25 protein-coding genes are annotated in these 21,308 nt (G+C 70.3%); 15 read left to right on the plus strand and 10 right to left on the minus strand.

The annotated features are described in order from the left end of the window. Window positions 1-112: 112 nt before the first annotated feature. The 4 genes from ccmB to ACT53Q_RS16415 form a co-directional block, all read right to left on the minus strand. A complete protein-coding gene (ccmB, locus tag ACT53Q_RS16400; RefSeq protein ID WP_476187805.1) occupies window positions 113-808 on the minus strand; it encodes a heme exporter protein CcmB in 696 nt (231 codons plus the stop codon). A 23-nt stretch (window positions 809-831) separates the two neighbouring features. Next, the gene (ccmA, locus tag ACT53Q_RS16405; protein ID WP_476187723.1) at window positions 832-1,473 is read right to left on the minus strand and encodes a heme ABC exporter ATP-binding protein CcmA; all 642 of its coding nucleotides are present in this window, start codon (window positions 1,471-1,473) and stop codon (window positions 832-834) included. A 52-nt stretch (window positions 1,474-1,525) separates the two neighbouring features. After that, window positions 1,526-2,041 (minus strand): DUF3293 domain-containing protein, encoded by a 516-nt coding sequence (locus ACT53Q_RS16410; RefSeq protein ID WP_476187724.1) that lies wholly within the window; start codon window positions 2,039-2,041, stop codon window positions 1,526-1,528. 112 nt (window positions 2,042-2,153) lie between these two features. Then, window positions 2,154-2,627 carry a DUF3293 domain-containing protein gene (locus ACT53Q_RS16415; RefSeq protein ID WP_476187725.1) on the minus strand — a complete coding sequence of 158 codons (474 nt, stop codon included), beginning with the start codon at window positions 2,625-2,627 and terminating at the stop codon, window positions 2,154-2,156. A gap of 123 nt (window positions 2,628-2,750) precedes the next feature. Here ACT53Q_RS16415 and ACT53Q_RS16420 point away from each other — a divergent pair, with 123 nt between their 5' ends. Further along, on the plus strand, window positions 2,751-3,896 hold the full coding sequence (locus tag ACT53Q_RS16420) for a pyridoxal phosphate-dependent aminotransferase (RefSeq protein WP_476187726.1): 1,146 nt from the start codon (window positions 2,751-2,753) through the stop codon (window positions 3,894-3,896). A 112-nt stretch (window positions 3,897-4,008) separates the two neighbouring features. After that, window positions 4,009-4,821 carry an amidohydrolase gene (locus ACT53Q_RS16425; RefSeq protein ID WP_476187727.1) on the plus strand — a complete coding sequence of 271 codons (813 nt, stop codon included), beginning with the start codon at window positions 4,009-4,011 and terminating at the stop codon, window positions 4,819-4,821. Window positions 4,822-4,834: 13 nt separating this feature from the next. Here ACT53Q_RS16425 and ACT53Q_RS16430 read toward each other — a convergent pair whose 3' ends face one another. Both ACT53Q_RS16430 and ACT53Q_RS16435 read right to left on the minus strand, forming a co-directional pair. Continuing rightward, the gene (locus ACT53Q_RS16430) at window positions 4,835-5,446 is read right to left on the minus strand and encodes a hypothetical protein (RefSeq protein WP_476187728.1); all 612 of its coding nucleotides are present in this window, start codon (window positions 5,444-5,446) and stop codon (window positions 4,835-4,837) included. Further along, window positions 5,443-6,555 (minus strand): NAD(P)/FAD-dependent oxidoreductase, encoded by a 1,113-nt coding sequence (locus ACT53Q_RS16435; RefSeq protein ID WP_476187729.1) that lies wholly within the window; start codon window positions 6,553-6,555, stop codon window positions 5,443-5,445. The genes ACT53Q_RS16430 and ACT53Q_RS16435 overlap by 4 nt, the downstream gene beginning before the upstream one ends. A gap of 170 nt (window positions 6,556-6,725) precedes the next feature. Here ACT53Q_RS16435 and ACT53Q_RS16440 point away from each other — a divergent pair, with 170 nt between their 5' ends. Further along, window positions 6,726-8,105, plus strand: a complete 1,380-nt coding sequence (locus tag ACT53Q_RS16440) for a DUF2252 domain-containing protein (protein WP_476187730.1) — start codon at window positions 6,726-6,728, stop codon at window positions 8,103-8,105. 57 nt (window positions 8,106-8,162) lie between these two features. Beyond that, window positions 8,163-9,320 carry a hypothetical protein gene (locus ACT53Q_RS16445; RefSeq protein WP_476187731.1) on the plus strand — a complete coding sequence of 386 codons (1,158 nt, stop codon included), beginning with the start codon at window positions 8,163-8,165 and terminating at the stop codon, window positions 9,318-9,320. 22 nt (window positions 9,321-9,342) lie between these two features. Here the strand turns inward: ACT53Q_RS16445 and miaB are convergent, their stop codons facing one another. Continuing rightward, window positions 9,343-10,743 carry a tRNA (N6-isopentenyl adenosine(37)-C2)-methylthiotransferase MiaB gene (miaB, locus tag ACT53Q_RS16450; RefSeq protein ID WP_476187732.1) on the minus strand — a complete coding sequence of 467 codons (1,401 nt, stop codon included), beginning with the start codon at window positions 10,741-10,743 and terminating at the stop codon, window positions 9,343-9,345. Window positions 10,744-10,910: 167 nt separating this feature from the next. Here miaB and ACT53Q_RS16455 point away from each other — a divergent pair, with 167 nt between their 5' ends. The 6 genes from ACT53Q_RS16455 to ACT53Q_RS16480 all read left to right on the plus strand — a co-directional run bounded on the left by ACT53Q_RS16455 (window position 10,911) and on the right by ACT53Q_RS16480 (window position 15,919). Then, the gene (locus ACT53Q_RS16455) at window positions 10,911-11,822 is read left to right on the plus strand and encodes a transglycosylase SLT domain-containing protein (protein WP_476187733.1); all 912 of its coding nucleotides are present in this window, start codon (window positions 10,911-10,913) and stop codon (window positions 11,820-11,822) included. Window positions 11,823-11,984: 162 nt separating this feature from the next. Continuing rightward, window positions 11,985-12,626 (plus strand): ubiquinol-cytochrome c reductase iron-sulfur subunit, encoded by a 642-nt coding sequence (gene petA / locus ACT53Q_RS16460; RefSeq protein ID WP_476187734.1) that lies wholly within the window; start codon window positions 11,985-11,987, stop codon window positions 12,624-12,626. A gap of 3 nt (window positions 12,627-12,629) precedes the next feature. Beyond that, a complete protein-coding gene (locus ACT53Q_RS16465; RefSeq protein WP_476187735.1) occupies window positions 12,630-13,901 on the plus strand; it encodes a cytochrome b in 1,272 nt (423 codons plus the stop codon). 10 nt (window positions 13,902-13,911) lie between these two features. Then, complete coding sequence (locus ACT53Q_RS16470; protein WP_476187736.1) at window positions 13,912-14,715, plus strand: cytochrome c1; 804 nt, start codon at window positions 13,912-13,914, stop codon at window positions 14,713-14,715. An 81-nt stretch (window positions 14,716-14,796) separates the two neighbouring features. After that, complete coding sequence (locus tag ACT53Q_RS16475; RefSeq protein ID WP_476187737.1) at window positions 14,797-15,429, plus strand: glutathione S-transferase N-terminal domain-containing protein; 633 nt, start codon at window positions 14,797-14,799, stop codon at window positions 15,427-15,429. Between the two features lie 55 nt (window positions 15,430-15,484). Then, window positions 15,485-15,919: a ClpXP protease specificity-enhancing factor gene (locus ACT53Q_RS16480; protein ID WP_476187738.1), complete on the plus strand. Its 435-nt coding sequence runs from the start codon at window positions 15,485-15,487 to the stop codon at window positions 15,917-15,919. An 80-nt stretch (window positions 15,920-15,999) separates the two neighbouring features. Here ACT53Q_RS16480 and ACT53Q_RS16485 read toward each other — a convergent pair whose 3' ends face one another. Continuing rightward, the gene (locus ACT53Q_RS16485) at window positions 16,000-16,350 is read right to left on the minus strand and encodes a DUF3301 domain-containing protein (protein WP_476187739.1); all 351 of its coding nucleotides are present in this window, start codon (window positions 16,348-16,350) and stop codon (window positions 16,000-16,002) included. 60 nt (window positions 16,351-16,410) lie between these two features. Between ACT53Q_RS16485 and ACT53Q_RS16490 the strand changes: the two genes are divergently transcribed. Beyond that, complete coding sequence (locus tag ACT53Q_RS16490; protein WP_476187740.1) at window positions 16,411-17,163, plus strand: FHA domain-containing protein; 753 nt, start codon at window positions 16,411-16,413, stop codon at window positions 17,161-17,163. Window positions 17,164-17,165: 2 nt separating this feature from the next. Continuing rightward, window positions 17,166-17,462: a hypothetical protein gene (locus tag ACT53Q_RS16495; protein ID WP_476187741.1), complete on the plus strand. Its 297-nt coding sequence runs from the start codon at window positions 17,166-17,168 to the stop codon at window positions 17,460-17,462. A 28-nt stretch (window positions 17,463-17,490) separates the two neighbouring features. Here ACT53Q_RS16495 and nadC read toward each other — a convergent pair whose 3' ends face one another. Beyond that, complete coding sequence (nadC, locus tag ACT53Q_RS16500; RefSeq protein ID WP_476187742.1) at window positions 17,491-18,360, minus strand: carboxylating nicotinate-nucleotide diphosphorylase; 870 nt, start codon at window positions 18,358-18,360, stop codon at window positions 17,491-17,493. A gap of 11 nt (window positions 18,361-18,371) precedes the next feature. Next, window positions 18,372-18,623 carry a Trm112 family protein gene (locus ACT53Q_RS16505; RefSeq protein WP_476187743.1) on the minus strand — a complete coding sequence of 84 codons (252 nt, stop codon included), beginning with the start codon at window positions 18,621-18,623 and terminating at the stop codon, window positions 18,372-18,374. Window positions 18,624-18,694: 71 nt separating this feature from the next. Here ACT53Q_RS16505 and purE point away from each other — a divergent pair, with 71 nt between their 5' ends. Genes purE through ACT53Q_RS16520 form a run of 3 tightly spaced genes read left to right on the plus strand, consistent with a single transcriptional unit; the run spans window position 18,695 to window position 21,302 of the window. Continuing rightward, window positions 18,695-19,210: a 5-(carboxyamino)imidazole ribonucleotide mutase gene (gene purE / locus ACT53Q_RS16510; RefSeq protein ID WP_476187744.1), complete on the plus strand. Its 516-nt coding sequence runs from the start codon at window positions 18,695-18,697 to the stop codon at window positions 19,208-19,210. Window positions 19,211-19,217: 7 nt separating this feature from the next. Beyond that, window positions 19,218-20,369 carry a 5-(carboxyamino)imidazole ribonucleotide synthase gene (locus ACT53Q_RS16515; protein WP_476187745.1) on the plus strand — a complete coding sequence of 384 codons (1,152 nt, stop codon included), beginning with the start codon at window positions 19,218-19,220 and terminating at the stop codon, window positions 20,367-20,369. 51 nt (window positions 20,370-20,420) lie between these two features. Next, a complete protein-coding gene (locus tag ACT53Q_RS16520) occupies window positions 20,421-21,302 on the plus strand; it encodes a hypothetical protein (protein ID WP_476187746.1) in 882 nt (293 codons plus the stop codon). The last annotated feature ends 6 nt before the right edge of the window (window positions 21,303-21,308 follow it).

Below are 21,308 nucleotides of genomic sequence, written 5' to 3' on the forward strand. Positions count from 1 at the left end.
GTGGCATCGGAAGATTAGGAGGAACTGAAGGCGCCCGCCGCCGCGGATTGTCCATGCCCGGGACGGGGTCCGGCCTTGACCCGCCTCAAGCGGGGACGGGCGCCGGCGGCGTTCAGCTGGCCGAGATCCGGATCGCGGCGGCTGCGGTCAGCGGTGCGGCGATCGCGGCGACCGCCAGCCCTGCGCCGAGCAGCAGCAGCGCACCGACGGGATCCAGCCCCTGCGCGCTGGCCGCCACGCTGCCGGCGCCGAACACCAGCACCGGCACGTACAGCGGCAGGGCGAGCAGCCCGACAAGGATACCGGACCGGCGCATGCCGACGGTGAGTGCAGCGATCACGGCGCCGATCAGGCTCAGCAGCGGCGTGCCCAGCGCCAGACCCGCCAGCAGCACCGGCAACTGCGCGTGCGGCAGGTGCAGCAGTTCGGCCAGGAACGGCGTCGCCAGCAGCAGCGGCAGGGCGGTGGTGGCCCAGTGCATCGCGGTGCGCACGGCGACCAGCCAGGCCAGCGGCACCGGCGCCAGCATCCACTGCTCCAGCGAGCCGTCCTCGACGTCGCTGCGGAACAGCGTGTCCAGCGCCAGCAGGCCGGCCAGCAGTGCGGCCACCCACAGCACGCCGGCGGCCACGCGCGACTGGAGTTCGGGTTCGTTGCCCAGCGCCAGCGCGAACAGCACCACCACGATGAGCGCGAACAGCGCCGGCTGGAAGGCGTCGCCGCGGCGGCGCCACAGCAGCTGCAAATCGCGGGCGAGCAGCGCGCGGGCGGCACCGGGCATCGACGGCGGGTGGCCGTCGATGGTCATGCGGACGGGGCGGACGGTGTCGTTCATGCAGCGCGCTCCAGCACCAGTTCGCGGGTGCGCACCGGCGGTGCGGCGTAGGCGCCGTGGGTGGTGACCAGCGCCGCGCCGCCCTCGCGCAGGTGCGCCTGCACCATCCGGTTCACCAACTGGATGCCGTCGAGGTCGAGGTTGGCGTAGGGCTCGTCCAGCAGCCACACCGGCGCCGGCGACAGCCACATCCGCGCCAGCGACAGCCGCTTCTTCTGGCCGGCGGAGAGCTGCCGGGCCAGCGCGTCCTGGTAGCCGTCCAGGCCGACGATGCGCATCGCCGAGTCCGGCGTCTGGCTGCCGCGGCGGCCGTGCAGGCCGCACAGGAACACGAGGTTCTCCAGCGCGCCGAGGTCGGCCTTCAGCGCCGGCAGGTGGCCGAGGTAGGCGAGGGCGCGGGTGCGTTCGGGGGTGTCGGTGGCGCGGCCGTCGATCTCGATCCGGCCCGATTCCGGCCGCAGCAGGCCGGCCAGCACGCGCAGCAGGGTGGTCTTGCCGGCGCCGTTGTCGCCGCGGATCAGCAGCGCTTCGCCGGCGTCCACCGCCAGGTCGACCGGGCCGAAGACCGGCGTGTCGTTGCGCGAGAAACACAGCCCGCGGGCGGCGAGCAGGGGAGGCGTCGGTGCGGGATCGGTCATCGCGGTGGCCGGCTGGCCGGAAGAGGCTGAGGGCCAGCCCGGGTCCGCGATTCTACGGATTGCCCGGGGGGATTGCCCGTCCGGCCGGATCGACCCAGTCGATGTCGGGGTGCGCGCCCGTCGCCGGGCGTGCGCCGCGCAGGCGCAGCCGCACCGGTTGCCCGCGTTCCCACAGCAGGCTGCCGAACTGGCCGAAGGTGCGGGTCAGGGTGTCGAAGGCCGCGTGTTCCGGGTCCACCACCAGCCAGCCGTAGGCCTTCCAGGTGCGGTTGCCGGCGGCGGCGCAGGCCGGCCGGTAGTGCAGGCCCAGCCGGTCGAGGGCGCGCTGCAGGGCCCGGTCGGCCTCCGCCTCCGCCGGTCCGGGATCGTTGGCGTAACCGGGGCGCGCGGCCGACAGCAGGCCGAAGCCGCGGGCCTCGGGGAAGGCGGCCTCCAGCTCGTCCGCCGGATGGCCGACGCGCAGCGCGCGCCAATGGCCGTCCAGCTCCCAGCGGTAGTCGGCCAGGCGCAGGCGATCGGGCAACAGGGTGGGGCAGGAGGCGGGACAGCCGGAGACGTTCGCGGGCACGGCGATTCACGGGACCGATCGGGGATGGCGAAAGGGTAGGCGGCACCCGTTCGAGTCCCCGCTCGGATTCGGCCGGCAGCGCGGGTCGCCGTTCAGGCCCATGACCGGCCGTTCAGGTTCGCAGCCAGTCGAGGTACGGGTGCCCCGCCAGCGACGGCGGCGCCGGGGCGTCGACCCGCATCCGCACCGGCGCGTCGGTGGGCCAGTACAGCGTGCCCAACTGGCCGAAGCGGCGCGACAGGGCATCGAACGCGCCCATCGCCATGTCGATCACCAGCCAGCCCGGTTCGCGCCAGGTGCGGTTGCTGGACGACGAGAACGCCGGGCGGAACGCGCAGCCGCTGGCGACGAGATCCGCCTGCAGCCGTTCGTCCTCGGCGCGGTTCTCGGCGTCGGACCGCGCGACCGAATGCGGGTTCCAGGCCGACAGCAGACCGGCGGTGCGTGCGGCCGGATAGCGCGCGGACACCGCGGGCGCGGGCGCGCCGACGTGCAGGTCGAGCCATTCGCCATCGCGCTCCCACCGGTATTCGGCGGCGAGATAGGCACGGACGAGATCGGCGATCCGGCCGTCGCCTGAGGACATGGGGGACACGGGCATGGCACAAGGTTTAACCCGGGCGCGCCTGCCCGTAAACTCTGGCGCCCATCGGCGGGAAATGCTATGGCGCGCGCCGCCGGCATCCCGCGCACGCTTCCGGAACCGAGCATGCCCCAGACCAAGCTGCCCCGCGTGGGCACCACCATCTTCACCGTGATGTCGCAGCTCGCCGTCGAGCACGGCGCGATCAACCTGGGCCAGGGCTTCCCGGATTTCCCGGTGCCGTCGCGGCTGGTCGACGAACTCGACAAGGCCATGCGCGCCGGACACAACCAGTATTCGATGATGACCGGCATCCCCGCGCTGCGCCGCGCGATCGCCGACAAGACCGCGCGCCTGTACGGCGTGCGTCCCGACGAAAACAGCGAGATCACCGTCACCAGCGGCGCGACCGAAGCGATCTTCAACGCCATCCACGCCGTGGTGCGCGCGGGCGAGGAGGTCATCGTGCTCGACCCGTGCTACGACTGCTACGAACCGGCGATCGACCTCGCCGGCGCGCGCGCCGTGCACATCCCGCTGGATCCGCAGACCTTCGCGCCCGACTGGGACCGCGTGCGCGCGGCGATCACGCCGAAGACGCGCATGCTGATGATCAACAGCCCGCACAACCCCTCCGGCGCGATGCTGGGCGAGGCCGACCTGCGCGCGGTCGCCGACCTGCTGCGCGACACCGGCATCTGGCTGCTGTCGGACGAGGTGTACGAACACATCGTCTTCGACGGCGCGCGCCACGAATCCGCGCTGCGCTATCCGGAACTGCGCGAACGCGCGTTCGTGATCTCCAGCTTCGGCAAGACCTACCACTGCACCGGCTGGAAGGTCGGCTACTGCATCGCGCCGCCGGCGCTGAGCACCGAGTTCCGCAAGGTGCACCAGTACAACGTGTTCTGCACCTTCCATCCGGCGCAGCACGCGTTCGCGGCGATGATCGACGCCGAACCCGAGCACTACGAACAGCTCGGCGCGTTCTATCAGGCCAAGCGTGACCGCTTCCGTGAACAGCTGCTGGGCACGAGGCTCAAGCCGCTGCCGGTGCCGGGCGGCTATTTCCAGCTGGTCGACTACTCGGCGGTGAGCGATCTCGACGATCTCGATTTCTGCCGCTGGCTGACGATCGAGAAAGGCGTCACCGCGATCCCGCTGTCGCCGTTCTACGAGACGCCGCCGGCCGGGCAGCGCCTGGCAAGGCTGTGTTTCGCGAAGAACGAAGCCACGCTGGACGCCGCGATCGAGCGCCTGATGAAACTCTGAAACGCTCCCTCCCCCGCATGCGGGGGAGGGTCGGGGTGGGGGCATGTCGAGGTCCTTCGCCCCCCATCCCGTACTTCCCCCGCGATCGGTTCCCCATTCCTGAAGAGACTCCATGAACGACCTGCGCATCAGCCTCGTCCAGGGTGACACCCGCTGGCACGATCCCGCGGCCAATCGCGACTACTACGGCGACCTGATCGGTGGCCTGCGCGGCCAGACCGATCTGGTCGTGCTGCCGGAAACCTTCACCAGCGGCTTCTCGAACGACGCCATCGCCCAGGCCGAGACCATGGACGGCCCGACCGTCGCGTGGCTGCGCGACCAGGCGCGGGCGCTGGACGCCGCGGTCTGCGGCAGCGTGCAGCTGCGCGTCGGCGATGGCGCCAGCGGTCCACAAGTGTTCAACCGGCTGCTGTTCGCCACGCCCGACGGCGCGCTGCACCACTACGACAAGCGCCACCTGTTCCGCTACGGCCGCGAGCACGAGCGCTACGCTGCCGGCCGCGAACGCCGGACGGTCGAGTGGCGCGGCTGGCGCATCTGCCCGCTGGTCTGCTACGACCTGCGTTTCCCGGTGTTCTCGCGCAACCGCTTCGACACCGAGCGCGCCGGCGCGCTCGATTACGACCTGCTGCTGTACGTCGCCAACTGGCCGTCGGCGCGGGCGTATCCGTGGAAGACGCTGCTGCGCGCGCGGGCGATCGAGAACCTGTGCTACGTCGCCGGCCTCAACCGCGTCGGCAGCGACGGCAACGGCCTGCACTACAGCGGCGACAGCGCGGTGATCGACTTCCTCGGCCATCCGGTGAGCGAATGCGGCGAGGAGGTGCTGGTCGTCACCACGACGCTGCAGGCGGCCGAACTCGCCGCGCACCGCGAGCGCTTCCCGGCAATGCTCGACGGGGATCGTTTCGACCTGCGCTGAACCCGCGCGGGCCTCATGGTCGCGCGAGGCCGCCGCGGCACTGCGCGATCGCGTCCTCCGCGCCGTACCAGTCCGGTGCCGGCTCGAAGCGCAGCGTGCGGTAGCTCCACAGCGACACTGTGTCGCCGCGCACGCGCCAACCGTGCGGATGGCGGCCGCCTTCGAATTCGTCGAACGCGAGGACGTAGCGCTGCCGCAGCGAGGCCATCAGCGACCACGTTTCGTGGCAGGCCGGTGCGTTGTTCATCAACTGCGTTTCCATCAGTGCGGTGCGGATGCCTTCGCCGCAGCCGACCAGCACCCACAGCGACAGACTCGCCGCCAGCGTCCAGCGCAGCGGCCGCGGCAGGCGATCGCGCGTCGGCCGCGCGGCAGACCATAGCAGCGCCGCGAACAGGGTGCCGCAGCCGTAGACCATGAGCGCGAACAGCGGCGCCCGCGTCGCCACGTCCCAGGCGCCGTAGACGCCTGCCGGCGGGAAGAACAGGTGCGCGACGGCGAGCAGCCCGACCACCGGCAGCGCCTGCACGGACAGCGCGACGTGTGTCAGCCCCAGCGCGAACAGCAGTGCGAGGCCGCTGCGCACGCGCAGTGGCAGGCGCGAGACGACGGTGGGCAACCTCATGCGACCTCCCGCCGGCCAAAGTAGACGCGTTCCGCGGCCCAGCGCATCGGCGCGGCGCCCAGCATCAGGTCGAACGGCCAGTCCATCTGCAGGTGGTCGAACGCCCAGCGCAGCGCACGCTTCATCCGGTAGCGCGGCGCCGCGCGTTCGGCCACGCGCTCGGGCGCGGGCCCGCCCTCGCGCAGGTGGCGCGCGATCGCCTCGCCGGTGGCCCAGCCGTGCTGCCACGCCGAATGGATGCCGCCGGCGGTGACCGGCGAGACGATGCCCGCGGCGTCGCCGGTGAGGATCACGCCGGGCATCGCCAGCGGCGCGACTGGTCCGCCGCAGGGGATCAGCCCGGCGCGGATCGCGCTCGGCGCGAGATCGTCCGGCAGCCCGAGGTCGCGGCCGACGCGGGCGCGCAGCGTTTCGATGTCCGGCGTGCCGGTGCGGCCGCTGCGATGGCGGAACGCGAGGCCGAGCTGCACGCCGGTCGGATTCTGCGCGGCCCAGCCGATGTAGCCCGGCGCCAGCGTGCGGCTGACGTAGCAGTGCAGGGCGTCGGGTTCGGCCAGCGCGTGGCCGGCGAATTCGTACTCCACGCCGTAGAGGAAATCGCGCACGTGGCCGAGCCCGAAGCGCTGCGCGACGCGCGATTTCGCGCCGTCGGCGCCGACCAGCCAGCGCGCGTGGCCGATGCCCGGCAGATGCCAGCGCCCGCGCTGCGGATCGGCCGACGGCGAGGCATGAGTGAACGACTGCGCCAGGCGCACGTCGATATGCTGCGTGCGCATCTCGTCGACCAGCCAGCGCATCAGGTTCGGGGTGTCGGTGGTGAGGAAGTAGTAGTCCGGCACCTGCAGCGCGACGTTGCGCAGGTTCGGCGCGTACAGGCGCACGCGCTCGATCCGCTGCACGAGATGCGACGGTGCGCGATTAAGCCAGGTGCGCTCGGCTGCCTCCTTCACGATGATCCCGGTGGTGTGCAGCTTCAGCCCGGGGTCGCGCTTGCGCTCCAGCACGCACACGCGCAGGCCGTACTGCGCGGCGGCGAGCGCGCAGGCGGCGCCGGCGAAACTGGCGCCGACGACGACCAGGTCGACATCGCGTTCGGGGGTGGCGGCCATGCGGACTCCTGCTGCGGGGACGGCGGGCAGTCTCGCGGCGCCGCGCGGGAGCCGCGTGGGGCTTGTGTGAAGTCGCGCTTCACACGGGCGGAGGTCGCCCGGCGGCGGTGACACGCGGCTGACATGCGACGCTGCTGCAATCACGGGCCGTTCCGTGGACAGGGTGTCCCATGCGAAGCTCGTTCAACAGCCTCTTCGCGCCGCTGACCGCGGTCCTTCTCGCCATGACCACGTTCGTGCCCCCCGCTTCGGCCGCGACCCCGCGCCCGACGTGGGTCGTCTCCGAGATCCGCGCCTGGAACCATCCGTACGCCGCCACCGCGGCCGGCGAACTGGATACCAAGCTCGCGAAGATGGCGCTGGATCCGTACACGTTCTATCGCGGCACCGCGCACCTGTTCCAGCGCGACATGGCGACGTGGCCGGCGTCCGCGTACGCGACGGCGCAGACCGGGCAGACGTGGATCGGCGGCGACGCGCACCTCGGCAATTTCGACGCCGCCCGCGACAGCAGCGGCACCGCGGTGTTCCGCGTCTCCGACTTCGACGAGGCCTACCTCGGCCAGTACGTGTGGGACCTGCGCCGGCTCGCGACGAGCTTCGTGCTGGCCGGCCGCGCGAACGGCGTGGCCGACGCCGATCTCCGCACCGCGATCGGCACGCTGGTCGGCGCCTACGCCGACAAGATGACCGACTTCAAGGGCAGCAGCGCCGAGGCGTCATTCCGGCTGACGAAAAGCACCACCACTGGCGTGGTCGACGACCTGATCGCCGCGGCCGACGCGAAGACGCGGGCGTCGCTGCTGTCGAAGTACACGCAGGTCTCCGGCGGCGTGCGCACGTTCCAGACCACGGCCGACCTCGTGTCCGTGCCGGCGACCACCCGCAGCGCGCTCGTCGGCGCGATGACCGGCTACGTCAATTCGATCGCGGCGTCCAAGCGCTACGCCGCCGGCTTCTACACGGTGAAGGACGTGCGGCAGAAGCTCGGTTCGGGCGTGGGCAGCCTCGGCCGGCTGCGTTACTACGTGCTGGTCGAAGGCGCGTCGACGTCGACCTCGGACGACGTGATCCTGGAATTCAAGCAGGAAGCCGCCAGCGCCGTCGCCCTGACCGTGCACGGCAACCTGCCGTCCTCCGCGTACGGCGGACACGAAGGCCAGCGCGTCGCGCGCACGGCCAAGGCGCAGGTGGCGAACGCCGACGTGCTGATCGGCTGGACCACCGTCGCCGGGCTGCCGTACTGGGTGCACGAGAAATCGCCGTACCAGCAGGACGTCGACGCGGCCGCGTTCGACAGCGCCGGCAAGCTCGACACCGCGGCGACGTACTTCGGCCAGGCGCTGGCCTCGGCGCACGCGCTCGCGGACCAGGACTACGACGCCGCGGTCGTGTCTTACAGCATCGACAAGCAGGTGAGCGACGCGATCACCAGCAAGAGCGGCCTGAAGACGGAGATCGCGAACTTCGCCTTCGCCTACGCCGACCAGGTGGCACTGGACTGGGCGGCGTTCGTCGACGCCTACGACAGCGGGGTGCCGCTGTATTGAACTGACGCCCGTTTCGTTTCGCTGTTCCGCGGCCCCGATCCTGTCGGATTAGACAGGATGCGGTCGCTTGTCGCCGTGCGCATGCTGGACGGCAGCCGACGTCAAGAAGGTGGGGAGGTGGCGCCGATGAGGCACGACGACCTGCGGGAATGCTGGGACGATGCGGCGCGGTTCGATCGGACGCTGTCGGCCATGCCTGTCCAGCTCCGGCGACTGGCCGAGCGTCGGGTGCTGCCCCGTCCTTATTCCCGGCGTGCCTTGTTTGAAGCGATGTCGCAGGGTCGGCCGATGCTGGCTTCGGGGCTGGGCGTGGTCGTGGAAAAATCCGAAGCAGGGCGCGCCGCGGATGCGTTGGCCGGGATGATCGCCCGTGCTTTCCCTCCGGCGGAGCGGATCAGCGTGCAGGCCGGAAAGACCGGGACACGCCGTCGCATCGCCGTATCCGAACTCGTGAGCCGATGGCGCGACCCCGGTCACGTGGTAAGCGTGACTGACCTGCACGTGCGCGGCACGTGTCTGGAAGGCGCGATCGATCTCGCGGCGTTGTCCGCGTTCAATCTGCTGCCTTCGGGTTCCGAGCGCATGCGCCTGCAGGAAATGATGACGCTGGTCGTGAGCTCGCGCGGCAACGTCACTGATTCGCACTCCGACGATCCGGACGGCAGCAATCATTCCTTCTGCGGTCGCAAACTATGGATCGCCTGGGAGACCTTCGAGGGTCTGCGCGTCGGTCTTCAGGACGTGCAGCGGGAAGATGCCGCCGATCGGGCCGCGTTCGACCTCGACGCGTTCTGCAGATTGCCCAGCGCCTGCTGGTGGGTCGTCGGCCCCGGCCAGACGCTCTTCCTGCCCGGGCGCCTGACCCACAAGGTCGTCACTCTGGAGGCCTACCTCGGCATCGGCAGTTTTTACGTGGCGCCGTGTTCCTGTCTCGATAGTCTCAGCCGATGGTACGTGCACACGCCGCTGTGGTCGCTCGAAGACCGGATGGGCGAGAACGCGGGCCTGGTCGACGAAATCGCCTATGCGATGAATGCCAAGCTGGAATGGCTGGCGGGGCAGTCGGCAGGGGTGCGCCGGACATGGGGCTTGGACGTCCTGCCGCGTGCACTCGCGCACTGGGAGCATAGCTGGACCGCATCCCGTCGCCGCTCGCTCCTGGCTCGCCCGCCGTTCGCGAATCTGATGCGGACGGTGAGGGCGCTGGCTGGATGAGGCGGCTTCGGTGGGCGCGGCCTCAGCCGGCCAGCCGCCCGCGCAGCGAGTTGCTCATCGCGTCGGTGATCACGACGTCGACGAAGCGGCCGAGCAGCGATGCGTCGGCCGGCGCCGGGAAGTTCACGAAGCGCATGTTCTCGGTGCGGCCGGTCAGTTCGTTCGGGTTTTTCTTCGACGGGCCTTCGACCAGCACCGTCTGCGTGGTGCCGACCATCGCCTGCGCGATGCGCCTGGCGTTGTCGTTGATCGCGGCCTGCAGGCGCGAGAGGCGGGCGTGCTTCTCGGCGTCGGTCACGGTGTCCTCGAGGTCCGCGGCGGGCGTGCCCGGGCGGCGCGAGTAGATGAAGGAGAAGCTCTGGTCGAAGCCGACGTCCTCGATCAGCTTCATCGTCTTCTCGAAGTCGGCGTCTGTCTCGCCGGGGAAGCCGACGATGAAGTCCGAACTGATCGAGATGTCCGGGCGCACCGCGCGCAGCTTGCGCACCTTCTGCTTGAACTCCAGCGCGGTGTAGCCGCGCTTCATCGCCGACAGCACGCGGTCGCTGCCGGACTGCACCGGCAGGTGCAGGAAGTTCGCCAGCTGCGGCACGTCACGGTAGGCCTCGATCAGCGAGTCCGAGAACTCCAGCGGATGCGAGGTGGTGAAGCGGATGCGGCCGATGCCCTCGATCCCGGCCACGGCGCGGATCAGCAGGCCTAGGTCGGCGACCTCGCCTTCGTCGCCATACGGGCCGCGGTAAGCGTTGACGTTCTGGCCGAGCAGGGTGGCCTCGCGCACGCCCTGGGCGGCGAGCTGCGCGATCTCGACCAGCACGTCCTCGAACGGCCGACTGATCTCCTCGCCGCGGGTGTAGGGCACCACGCAGAACGAGCAGTACTTCGAGCAGCCCTCCATGATCGAGACGAAGGCGGTCGGGCCCTCGGCGCGGGGTTCGGGCAGGCGGTCGAACTTCTCGACCTCCGGGAAGCTGATGTCGACCTGCGGCCGGCCGGTCTCGCGCTTGGCCCGGAGCAGGTCGGGCAGGCGGTGCAGGGTCTGCGGGCCGAACACCAGGTCCACGAACGGTGCGCGCTTGAGCAGCGCCTCGCCTTCCTGGCTGGCGACGCAGCCGCCGACGCCGATCACGACCGGCCGGTCCCGCTTCAGCCCGCGCCAGCGACCGAGCTGGCTGAACACCTTCTCCTGCGCTTTTTCGCGGATCGAGCAGGTATTGAGCAGGATCACGTCGGCTTCTTCCGCGTTCTCCGTCAGCACCATGCCTTCCTCGGCGCCGAGCACCTCCGCCATCTTGGCGGAGTCGTACTCGTTCATCTGGCACCCGTGGGTCTGGATGTAGAGCTTCTTCGGCGCGGCGGCCGGCGAGCGGGCGGGCGCGGACGGGGCGGCGTCGAGGGCGCCGGGGGCGAGGGTGTCGGTCATGGGCGTGTCCGGGGCGCGGCGGTGAGTCCGGGCCGGCAGCAGGGAAGGGAGGGCGTGGCGGGTATTCTGCCATGCGCCGGAGGGTGCCGGCCGCCGGTCGCGATGCGCGTCGCCGTTTGACAATCAAGGACTTGGCAAACCTTCCTCGTGCCGCCAGACTGTCGGCCATGCGAGGCGCCCGGATCACCATTGCGATTGGCCTGCTGCTCGCCGCCGTGCCCTGCGCGCACGCGGGGACGGTCTATCGCTGCGATGGCGCCGACGGCACGCCGACCTACGGCAGCAAGCGGGTCAAGGGCGCGCGTTGCACCGTGATCTCGCGCTACACGCCGTCGTCGCCGGCCGCGCGCACCGTGCCGCCGCCGGTCTCGGTGACGGTGACGCCGCCCCCTCCCGCCGTTCCCGCCCCGGCCGCCATGGTCCCGCTCGCCGCGGCGCCCGCGGCCGTCGCGCTGCCGCCATCGCCGCCGCCCGCCCGCGCGGCGAACACCACCCGCCGGGTGCAGGGACAGGTCTACTCCTACATCAAGGACGGCGTGCGCAACTACACCAGCAAGCCGCCGCGCGGCGTGGCCGGTGCGACCGCGGTCCGCACGATCCGCTACAGCTTCCTCGAGACCTGCTACGCCTGCGCCCCGCTGCCGGGCGTGAACTTCGGTACCCTGCGGCTCAACACCGCCGCCTACGCCGCCGAGATCCGCGCCGCCGCCGCCACGCACGGGGTCGAGGAGGCCATCGTCCGGGCGATCATCCACGCCGAGTCGTCCTACAACCCCAACGCCATGTCGCGGGTGGGCGCGCAGGGGCTGATGCAGCTGATGCCGGCCACCGCGCGCCGGTTCGGCGTCAGCAACGCCTTCGACGCCGGCCAGAACATCAGCGGCGGCGTGCAGTACCTGGCCTGGCTGCTCAAGCGCTACAACGGCGATCTCGCGCTGGCCGCCGCCGGCTACAACGCGGGCGAGGGCGCGGTCGACAAGTACCGCGGCGTGCCCCCGTACAGCGAGACCAAGCGCTACGTCGAGCGGGTCCGGGTCCTCGCCGAACGCTATCGCGGCGCCCTCGGCGGCCGCGGCTGACCCCCGGCAGGGCCGGTCCCGGCCCGCCCGGCCGCCTCCGATGGCGGCAAAGATTGTCGGCCGATTCAGCGTTCCGTTACACTTTGCCGTCTTTGCCGACCGACCTCCGGAGACGGAACGGGCCGGCAATCCAAGTAGCCCACGTTTTTTGCGGAGTGCCGGATGGCAACAAAAGTCGAAGGCGGGTCGGACCACCCTCGGGGTGACGGCGCGCAACCGGTCGATGCGGGGCGTCGCCGCTTCCTGACCGCCTCCACTGCCGTGGTGGGCGCCGTCGGCGTCGCAGGTGCCGCGGTCCCGTTCATCAAGTCCTGGAATCCCAGCGCGCGCGCCAAGCTCGCCGGTGCGCCCGTGACCGCCGACATCGGCGGGCTGCAGGAGGGCCAGCGCCTGGTCTACGAATGGCGCGGCCAGCCGATCTGGATCGTCAAGCGCTCCAAGGCGGTCCTCGACGGCCTGCCGGGCCTCGACGGCCGCCTGCGCGATCCGAAGTCGGAGAACGCGGACCAGCAGCCGAAGTACGCGGTCAACGAGTACCGCTCGATCAAGCCGGAGATCTCCGTGCTGGTCGGCATCTGCACCCATCTGGGCTGCTCGCCGGAGATGAAGGCCGAGATCCGGCCCGAGCCGTTCGACCCGGCGTGGCAGGGCGGCTACTTCTGCCCCTGCCACAAGTCGCGTTTCGACATGGCCGGCCGCGTGTTCGACGGCGTGCCCGCACCGAGCAACCTGCCGGTGCCGCCGCACCACTACGCCGACGACAACACCATCGTGATCGGCGTCGATCCGAAGGAAGGGGCGTAATCCATGTCGAACATCCTCATCCGTACCGCGAACAGCGCGATGGACTGGGTTACCGAGCGGGCGCCGGGCTTCATGCCCTTCTACCGCAAGCACATGACCGAGTACTACGCGCCGAAGAACTTCAACCTCTGGTACATCTTCGGCATCCTGGCGACGGTGGTCCTGGCCAACCAGATCGTCACCGGCATCTTCCTCACGATGCAGTACAAGCCGAGCGCGGCGGAAGCCTTCGCCTCGGTCGAGTACTGCATGCGCGACGTCGACGGCTGCAACATCATCCGGTACATGCACAGCACCGGTGCGTCGCTGTTCTTCATCGTCGTCTACCTGCACATGTTCCGCGGCCTGATGTACGGCTCGTACAAGAAGCCGCGCGAGCTGGTGTGGATCCTCGGCATGCTCATCTACCTCGTGCTGATGGCCGAAGCCTTCATGGGCTACGTGCTGCCGTGGGGCCAGATGTCGTTCTGGGGCGCGAAGGTGATCATCTCGCTGTTCGGCGCGATCCCCGTCATCGGCCAGAGCCTGACCGAGTGGATCATGGGCGACTACCTGCCCAGCGACGCCACCCTGAACCGCTTCTTCGCGCTGCACGTCATCGCGATGCCGCTGGTGCTGCTGCTGCTGGTCGTGCTGCACCTGGGCGCGCTGCATGAAGTCGGCTCGAACAACCCGGACGGCGTCGAGATCAAGAAGGGCCCGAAGGGCAACCGCTGGTCGCCCACCGCGCCGGCCGACGGCATCCCGTTCCATCCGTACTACACGGTGAAGGACACCTTCTTCGTCGGCTTCTTCCTGATGATCGCGGCGTTCATCGCGTTCTTCGCGCCGACCTTCGGTGGCTGGTTCCTGGAACACGACAACTTCGTCGAGGCCAACCGCCTCGTCACGCCGACCCACATCAAGCCGGTGTGGTACTTCACCCCGTACTACGCGATGCTCCGCGTGGTGCCGTCCTTCTTCGGCATCAAGCTGTGGGGCGTGCTGGTGATGTTCGGCGCGATCGTGATGCTGTTCCTGGTGCCCTGGCTGGACCGCGCCAAGGTCAAGTCGATCCGCTACCGCGGCACGCTGTCCAAGGTGGCGCTGCTGGTGTTCGCGATCTGCTTCGTGTGGCTGGGCAAGATCGGCGCCGGCCCGGGCACCGACCCGGTCGAAACCCAGATCGGCCGCGCACTGACCGTTCTCTACTTCCTGTTCTTCCTCACCATGCCGGTGTGGACGAAGCTCGACAAGACCAAGCCGGTCCCGGATCGGGTGACGATGCATGACTAAGCCATCCACGATGAAGACTTCCATGCTCAAGCGCGGCGCGATCGTCCTGCTCGGCCTGCTGGCCGTGTCCCCGGTGTTCGCGTCGGAAGAGGCGGGTCTCGACCACGCCGGTACCGACCTCGAAGACAAGGCCTCGCTGCAGCGCGGCGCGCAGTTGTTCATGAACAACTGCGCCGGCTGCCACTCGCTGAAGTACCTGCGTTACTCGCGCATGGCCGAGGACCTCGGCCTGACCGAGGACCAGGTGATGAACAACCTGAACTTCACCGGCGCGAAGATCGGCGACCACATCCTGTCGCCGATGCCGGAAGACAAGGCCACGAAGTGGTTCGGCAAGGCGCCGCCGGATCTCAGCCTGACCGCGCGTGTCCGCGGCACCGACTGGATCTACACCTACCTCAAGTCGTTCTACGTCGACGAGGCGCGTCCGCTGGGCTGGAACAACAAGCTGTTCCCCAACGTGTCGATGCCGAATCCGCTGTGGCAGATGCAGGGCAGCCAGCGCCCGGTGTTCGCCGCGAAGGAGCCGACCGGCGAGAAGGACGACAAGGGCAAGCCGCTCGTCGCCTGCCCGCACGGCACCACCGAGGCCGACGACGCCTGCATCCGCGAGCTCGTGGTGTCCCAGCGGGGCCTGCAGAACGCCGAGGAATTCGACGGCACCGTCCGCGACATCACGACCTTCCTCGAGTACGCGGGCGAGCCGGGCGCGCTCAAGCGCCAGCAGACCGGCGTCTGGGTGATCCTGTATCTGGCGTTCTTCACCCTCATGGCATGGCTGCTCAAGAAGGAATACTGGCGCGACGTCCATTGATGACCGGGTGTTCTCTCTGCTCGACGACGTTCACGCGCGGGGCGGCCGGCTGGTCCGGCCGCCCCGCGTCATTATTGAAGGATGGCGAGTCTGCGTATGCGTAATGCTCTGACCCTGTTTTCCTCCGTCGACGATGTCCTGTGCCACCGCGTGCGCCTGGTGCTGGCCGCGAAGGGCGTCACCTACGATCTGGTCGCGGTCGATCCGCAGAACCCGCCCGAGGACCTGATCGACCTCAATCCGTACCACTCCGTGCCGACGCTGGTCGAACGCGACCTGGTGCTGTACGCCGCCTCGGTGGTCAGCGAATACCTCGACGAGCGCTATCCGCATCCGCCGCTGATGCCGATCGATCCGCTGTCGCGCGCGCGCCTGCGCCTGGCGATGCTGCGGATCGAGCACGACTGGGTGCCGCAGGTGCAGGCCGTGCAGTTCGGCAACCGCCAGCAGGCCGAGGCCGGCCGCAAGCGCCTGAAGGAACTGCTCACCGCCGCGGTGCCGCTGTTCAAGGCCAGCAAGTTCTTCCTCAACAACGAAATGAGCCTGGCCGACTGCGCCATGGCGCCGATCGTGTGGCGCCTGCAGGCGCTGGACGTGCCGCTGCCCGGCGATGGCCGGGTCATCGAGGACTACGGCAACCGCATCTTCCGCAATCCGGGCTTCGTCCGCAGCCTCACGCCGCAGGAAAAAAGCCTGCGCGACCTGCCGGCCTGACGCGGGTTCGCAGCGTGTCGCAGTCCGCTACGTCCCTGCACAGTACACTGCGGCCATGACCGCAGGGCCTTCCACCCGCATGACCAGCCAGCGCCCGTACCTGTTGCGGGCGATCTACGCGTGGATCGTGGACAACGGCATGACCCCCTACCTGCTGGTCGACGCCGGCCGCCCGGGCGTGGGCGTTCCGCCCGGCGCGATCCAGGACGGCAAGGTCGTGCTCAATGTCGCCGACCGCGCCGTCGCCGGGCTGGACATGGGCAACGCGCTGATCACCTTCACCGCGCGGTTCCAGGGCGTCAGCCATGCCGTGCGGGTGCCGGTCGATGCCGTCCTGATGATCTACGCCCGCGAGACCGGGCAGGGCATGGGGCTGGCGGAGGAACCCTTCGCGCCGGATGCCGGCGGCGATGACGGCGATGCCGGTCCCGAGGGCGGTGACGATGCACCGCCACCGAAGCGCGGCAGTCATCTGCGCATCGTGAAATAGTCGCGGCACGGATTCGGGTTCGGGATCGCAGGGGGAGCGATGCAGGAACAGGCCACAGGCGCGTGCGGAGCGGTGTCCCGCTATTCGTCGATCGCGTTGCCGATCGTCTCCGCGATCGACGCCCGGTGCGCCGCGGCCGGGCCGGCGAACGCGACGAGCCGATCGCCGTGCAGCACCAGCCGCGCGATGTGCCGGTCGGTGCCGTCCTGCGAATACTCGAAGCGGAAGCTGCGTTCCAGCCCCAGCCAGCCGCTCTCGCCGCGACGCAGGCGGAAGCCCGTCGCGTGCACGGTGTGGTCGATGAGCTGCACGCCCGCGGCCTGGCAGGCCTCGCCGCCGATGCGCAGCGCGCGCTCGGCCGCGGCCCGCGAGGCCGTCCAGAATGCGAACCCCATCGCACCCACGATCATCAGGATCAGTAAAGTTGGCATTTCGTTAATTTGCGGCCGCCCGGCCGCGGATGCAATCCCGACCCCGGAGCCAGATCGCCCATGAAGCTCGTGTTCGCCGCCGGCGAATTTCCGCCCACCCTGCTGCAGCAGGGCGTCAAACGCATCGGTTCGGCGAGCGACGCCGACATCGGGCTGCGGGGCCCCGACATCCTGCCGCAGCATTGCGAACTTCAGGTCGGCCCGCAGGGCGTGATGCTGAAGATCGCCCGCGGTGCCGCGGTCAGCGTGAACGGCCGGCCGGTCGACGGCCCGATCGCCCTGCGCGCCGGCGATCGCATCGCCTTCGGCACCGTGCTGGCCTCCCTGGTCGCGCTGGACGGGCCGCGCACCACGCCGGGCACCGCCGCGTCGGCGGGCGTCGACGACGTCGGCACCACCACCGTCCGCGCCGCGCTGCCGAAGTACGCGCTGCGGGCGCAGACCGGCCGCAACCTCGGCCGCGTCTACCCGCTGACCGGCGCCACCGTCGTTGGCCGTGCCCCGGACTGCCAGTTGCGCCTCGACGACACCAGCCTGTCGCGCAAGCACGCCAAGCTGATCCCGACCAACGAGGGCGTGGTGCTGGAAGACCTCGGTTCCACCAACGGCAGCTTCCACAACGGCAAGCGCACGCAGCATGCGGTCGCGCAGCCGGGCGACGAGATCGGCTTCGACACCGTGCGCTTCACCCTGTTCGAACTGGGCAAGGAAGGCGCTGCGGCGCCGGAGGCCACCGGCGGCGGCGTGCCGCGCTGGGTGTGGCTGGCGGCCGCGGTCGCGCTGGTCGTCGTCGTGATCCTGGTGTTGCGCTGACCGTGACCCACCATCCCGACCCGCAACTGCACGCGGCGCATTCGAAGTCCTCGAACCATCGCGCCGACATCGAAGCCAGCCTCGTCTGTGGCTGCTTCTACTGCCGCACGATCTTCGAGCCGTCGGAGATCGCCGAATGGGTCGACTGGCCGGAGGATCCGGCCACCGGGCAGCCGGCGGAAGCGGGCCAGACCGCGCTGTGCCCGCACTGCGGCGTCGATTCGGTGCTCGGCGCGCAGTCGGGCTACCCGATCACGCCGGAATTCCTCGCGGCGATGCATCAGTACTGGTTTGGCTGAGCGCGTTCGGGTGCGCGCGCCGCCCGGCTCACTCGCCCGGCGGCGGCCCCAGCTTCAGCGACAGGTCGATCGCGCGCACGTGCTTGGTCAGCGCGCCGATCGAGATGCAGTCGACGCCGTCCTCGGCGATGCCGCGCAGCGTGGTCATGTCCACGCCGCCGGAGACTTCCAGTGGAATGCGGCCGTCGTACGGTGCCGAACGCGCGATCCGCACGGCCTCGCGGCGCGTGTCCGCATCGAAGTCGTCGATCAGGATGCGCGTGCAGCCGGCGTCCAGCGCTTCGTGCAGTTGCGCCAGCGTTTCCACTTCGACGATCAGCGGCAGCGCGGGCGACCGCGCGCGTGCCGCGGCGACCGCGCCCGCCAGCGAGCCGTAGGCGCGGATGTGGTTTTCCTTGAGCATCACCGCGTCGTACAGGCCGATGCGGTGGTTGCGGCCGCCGCCGACGCGCACGGCGTATTTCTGCGCGATGCGCAGGCCGGGAATCGTCTTGCGGGTGTCGAGGATGGTCGCGCCGGTGCCGCGCACGGCGTCGACGTACTGCGCGGTGACGGTGGCGGTGCCGCTCAGCGTCTGCAGGAAATTCAGCGAGGCGCGCTCGGCGCTGACCAGCGCGCGGCTGCGCCCGGACAGCGTCGCCAGCACCGTGCCCTTCGTCACGCGGTCGCCCTCGGCCACGCGCCAGTCGATGCGCACGTCGGGATCCAGCGCGCGATGGCAGGCGTCGAACCACGGCCGGCCGCAGACCACCGCGTCTTCCTTGCACAGAAGGTAGGCGATGTCCGGGCCGTCCGGCAGCAGCGCGGCGGTGACGTCGCCGGTGCCGAGGTCCTCGGCCAGCGCCGCGGCGACGTCGGCGTCGACCACCGAGGCCGGCGGCGCGGAGATGTGGGACATGCCGTCTGCGCTCACGCTGCCGCTGCCGCGATGCCTTCCTCGATCAGCAGCACCGGGATGCCGTCGTCGACGCGGTACACGGTCTTGCGATCGTGGGTGATCAGGGCCTCGCGCAGCGGCTCGGTCTGCGGCGCGCCGTCGACGCGCTGCACGCCGCCGGCGGCGATGGCCGCGTTCAGCGCGTCCAGGCCGGGTTTGTCGAGCAGGGCCAGCGGCTGGCGGGTGGCGGGGCAGACGAGCAGATCGACGAGCTTGCGGTCCATTTCGATGAAGCCGGGGTGGGATGCCGCTAGAATACCGCTTTGCAGCAGGCGCGATGCCGCGGGGAAGGGCCATGGCAGACAGCAACGCCGACACGACCGATCGACCCCTGGTCGGCGTCGTGATGGGATCGCGCTCCGACTGGGAGACGATGCAGCACGCGGTGTCGAAGCTCGAAGCGCTCGGCGTGCCGCACGAGGTGCGCGTCGTCTCCGCCCACCGCACCCCCGATGTCCTGTTCGACTACGCCACGACCGCCGAGGCCCGCGGCCTGCGCGCGATCATCGCCGGTGCCGGCGGCGCCGCGCACCTGCCGGGCATGCTGGCGTCGAAGACGACGGTGCCGGTGCTGGGCGTGCCGGTGCAGAGCAAGGCGCTGAACGGCATGGACTCGCTGCTGTCGATCGTGCAGATGCCCGCGGGCATCCCGGTCGCCACCTTCGCCATCGGCAACGCCGGCGCCGCCAATGCCGGACTCTTCGCCGCCGCGATGCTGGCGCCCGCATTGCCCGCGGTCGCCGCGGCACTGGCCGCCTTCCGCGCGCAGCAGACACAGGACGTGATGGATCACGACGACCCCCGCTCGTGAGGTACGCATGACCACCGTCGGCATCCTCGGTGGCGGGCAGCTCGCCCGCATGCTCGCGCTCTCGGGCGCCCCGCTGGGCCTGCGCTTCCGCGTGCTCGACACCGTCGCCGACGCCTGCGCCGGCCAGTTCGCGCCGCTGATCGTCGGCGACTACCGCGACGAGGCCGCGCTGGCCGCGTTCGCGGCACAGGTCGACGTGGCGACCTTCGATTTCGAGAACGTCCCCGCCGAATCCGCGCAGTGGTTGAACGAGCGCGTGCCGGTGTTCCCGAACCCGCGCGCGCTGGCCGTCGCGCAGGACCGCCTCGCCGAGAAGACGCTGTTCCGCGAACTGGGCATCCCGGTGCCGCCGTTCGCCGACGTGGCGGATCGCGCCGCGCTCGACGCCGCGGTCGCCGCGATCGGCACGCCGTGCATCCTCAAGACCCGCCGCCTCGGCTACGACGGCAAGGGCCAGTTCCGGATCAAGGCGCCGGGCGACGTCGACGCCGCGTGGGACGCGCTGGGCGCGCAGGCCGGGACCGTCGGCCTGATCCTCGAAGGCTTCGTGACCTTCGAGCGCGAACTGAGCGTGGTCGCCGCGCGCGGCCGCGATGGCACGTTCCGCACCTGGCCGCTGACCGAGAACTGGCACGTCGACGGCGTGCTGTCGGCCAGCCTCGCGCCCGCCCGCGTGGACGCGGCGCTGCAGGCGCGTGCGGTCGCGCACGCGCAGGCGCTGGCCGAGGCGCTGGACTACGTCGGCGTGTTCGCGCTGGAACTGTTCTGCCGCGACGGCGTGCTGCTGGCGAACGAACTCGCGCCGCGCGTGCACAACTCCGGGCACTGGACGATCGAAGGCAGCGAGACCTCGCAGTTCCAGAACCATCTGCGCGCGGTGCTGGGCCTGCCGCTCGGCGACACGCGCATGGTTGGCCACGCGTGCATGCTCAACTGGATCGGTGCGATGCCCGACGCCTCCGCCGTGCTGCGCGAAGCCGGCGGCCACTGGCACGACTACGGCAAGGAACCGCGCGACGGCCGCAAGGTCGGCCACGCGACGCTGCGCGCGGATGCGCCAGCCGAACTCGCGGACACGCTCGTGCGCGTCGGCGCCGCGCTCGGCCGCGAGGCGCAGGTCGCGCCGGCGGTGGCCGTATTGCGGGCCGACGCCGGCTGACGCTCCATCGACGATGCGCGCACGGAGCGGATTCCAACGGAAGGAGAGGGCGTGAACGCCGATCGCATCACCTCGCTGGCGCAACTGCGCCGTCTGCATCGTCCCGGCGAAGCGCCGCCGTGGCACGCGATGCGGCTGCAGCCCGAACTCAACGGCGGCAAGCTGCCGCCCGACGTGCTGCTGCGTCTGGCCGATGCGCCGGAGATCACCGTGCTGACCGTCAGCGGCGTCGAGCAGAAGACGCTGGAGCTGCTGTGCAGCGGGCTCGGTGCGCGGCTCACCGCAGTCCATTTCTGGAAGTGCCCGCGCATCGTCGACCTGACGCCGCTGGAGTCGATGCCGCAGCTCACGCACATCGCGTTCTACTGGAACCACAAGACGACGCGGCTGTGGAACCTTGCGCGCACGCCGTCGCTGCGCGGCCTGCATTTCGACGACTTCACCAAGCTGCGCGACCTGTCGGACCTCGCCCGCGGTGAAGCGCTGGAGGACCTCGTCTTCGGCAATGCGATCTGGAACAAGTTCGAGGTGGAGACGCTGGCGCCGCTCGCCGAGCTGTCGCGGTTGCGCGCGCTGGCGTTCAACGCGAAGGCGATCGGCGACGGTCGCATCCAGCCGCTGGCGGCACTGACGGGGCTGGAATCGCTGGATTTCCCGTCGGGCCTGTTCGAGACGACGCAACTGGCGTGGCTGCGCGCGCACTTGCCGGCGAGCGTCGCGTCGGACGTGCTGCAGCCGTTCCGGCGACTGCGGCAGCCGCTGCAGCGCAAGGGCCGGCAGCTCGACGTGCTGCTGTCGGGCAAGCGCAAGCCGTTCCTGTCGTCGCAGGCGGACGACGTGCGCCTGCGGCGCCACGTCGCCGAATTCGAGGCGCTGGTGCGGCGGTTCGAACGCGAGCCGACGCTGATGCCCGAGGACCTCGCCGACGCGTGATCGGCG

It is taken from the genome of Lysobacter sp. DMC97 (assembly GCF_056313745.1).

What these genes read in the sequence shown, in the direction of transcription:
- ccmB (WP_476187805.1), bottom strand. Translation starts at nt 808, where the DNA reads ATGACCATCGACGGCCACCCGCCGTCGATGCCCGGTGCCGCCCGCGCG.
- ccmA (WP_476187723.1), bottom strand. Translation starts at nt 1,473, where the DNA reads ATGACCGATCCCGCACCGACGCCTCCCCTGCTCGCCGCCCGCGGGCTG.
- ACT53Q_RS16415 (WP_476187725.1), bottom strand. Translation starts at nt 2,627, where the DNA reads ATGTCCTCAGGCGACGGCCGGATCGCCGATCTCGTCCGTGCCTATCTC.
- ACT53Q_RS16420 (WP_476187726.1), top strand. Translation starts at nt 2,751, where the DNA reads ATGCCCCAGACCAAGCTGCCCCGCGTGGGCACCACCATCTTCACCGTG.
- ACT53Q_RS16425 (WP_476187727.1), top strand. Translation starts at nt 4,009, where the DNA reads ATGAACGACCTGCGCATCAGCCTCGTCCAGGGTGACACCCGCTGGCAC.
- ACT53Q_RS16430 (WP_476187728.1), bottom strand. Translation starts at nt 5,446, where the DNA reads ATGAGGTTGCCCACCGTCGTCTCGCGCCTGCCACTGCGCGTGCGCAGC.
- ACT53Q_RS16435 (WP_476187729.1), bottom strand. Translation starts at nt 6,555, where the DNA reads ATGGCCGCCACCCCCGAACGCGATGTCGACCTGGTCGTCGTCGGCGCC.
- ACT53Q_RS16440 (WP_476187730.1), top strand. Translation starts at nt 6,726, where the DNA reads ATGCGAAGCTCGTTCAACAGCCTCTTCGCGCCGCTGACCGCGGTCCTT.
- ACT53Q_RS16445 (WP_476187731.1), top strand. Translation starts at nt 8,163, where the DNA reads ATGCGGTCGCTTGTCGCCGTGCGCATGCTGGACGGCAGCCGACGTCAA.
- miaB (WP_476187732.1), bottom strand. Translation starts at nt 10,743, where the DNA reads ATGACCGACACCCTCGCCCCCGGCGCCCTCGACGCCGCCCCGTCCGCG.
- ACT53Q_RS16455 (WP_476187733.1), top strand. Translation starts at nt 10,911, where the DNA reads ATGCGAGGCGCCCGGATCACCATTGCGATTGGCCTGCTGCTCGCCGCC.
- petA (WP_476187734.1), top strand. Translation starts at nt 11,985, where the DNA reads ATGGCAACAAAAGTCGAAGGCGGGTCGGACCACCCTCGGGGTGACGGC.
- ACT53Q_RS16465 (WP_476187735.1), top strand. Translation starts at nt 12,630, where the DNA reads ATGTCGAACATCCTCATCCGTACCGCGAACAGCGCGATGGACTGGGTT.
- ACT53Q_RS16470 (WP_476187736.1), top strand. Translation starts at nt 13,912, where the DNA reads ATGAAGACTTCCATGCTCAAGCGCGGCGCGATCGTCCTGCTCGGCCTG.
- ACT53Q_RS16475 (WP_476187737.1), top strand. Translation starts at nt 14,797, where the DNA reads ATGGCGAGTCTGCGTATGCGTAATGCTCTGACCCTGTTTTCCTCCGTC.
- ACT53Q_RS16480 (WP_476187738.1), top strand. Translation starts at nt 15,485, where the DNA reads ATGACCGCAGGGCCTTCCACCCGCATGACCAGCCAGCGCCCGTACCTG.
- ACT53Q_RS16485 (WP_476187739.1), bottom strand. Translation starts at nt 16,350, where the DNA reads ATGCCAACTTTACTGATCCTGATGATCGTGGGTGCGATGGGGTTCGCA.
- ACT53Q_RS16490 (WP_476187740.1), top strand. Translation starts at nt 16,411, where the DNA reads ATGAAGCTCGTGTTCGCCGCCGGCGAATTTCCGCCCACCCTGCTGCAG.
- nadC (WP_476187742.1), bottom strand. Translation starts at nt 18,360, where the DNA reads ATGTCCCACATCTCCGCGCCGCCGGCCTCGGTGGTCGACGCCGACGTC.
- ACT53Q_RS16505 (WP_476187743.1), bottom strand. Translation starts at nt 18,623, where the DNA reads ATGGACCGCAAGCTCGTCGATCTGCTCGTCTGCCCCGCCACCCGCCAG.
- purE (WP_476187744.1), top strand. Translation starts at nt 18,695, where the DNA reads ATGGCAGACAGCAACGCCGACACGACCGATCGACCCCTGGTCGGCGTC.
- ACT53Q_RS16515 (WP_476187745.1), top strand. Translation starts at nt 19,218, where the DNA reads ATGACCACCGTCGGCATCCTCGGTGGCGGGCAGCTCGCCCGCATGCTC.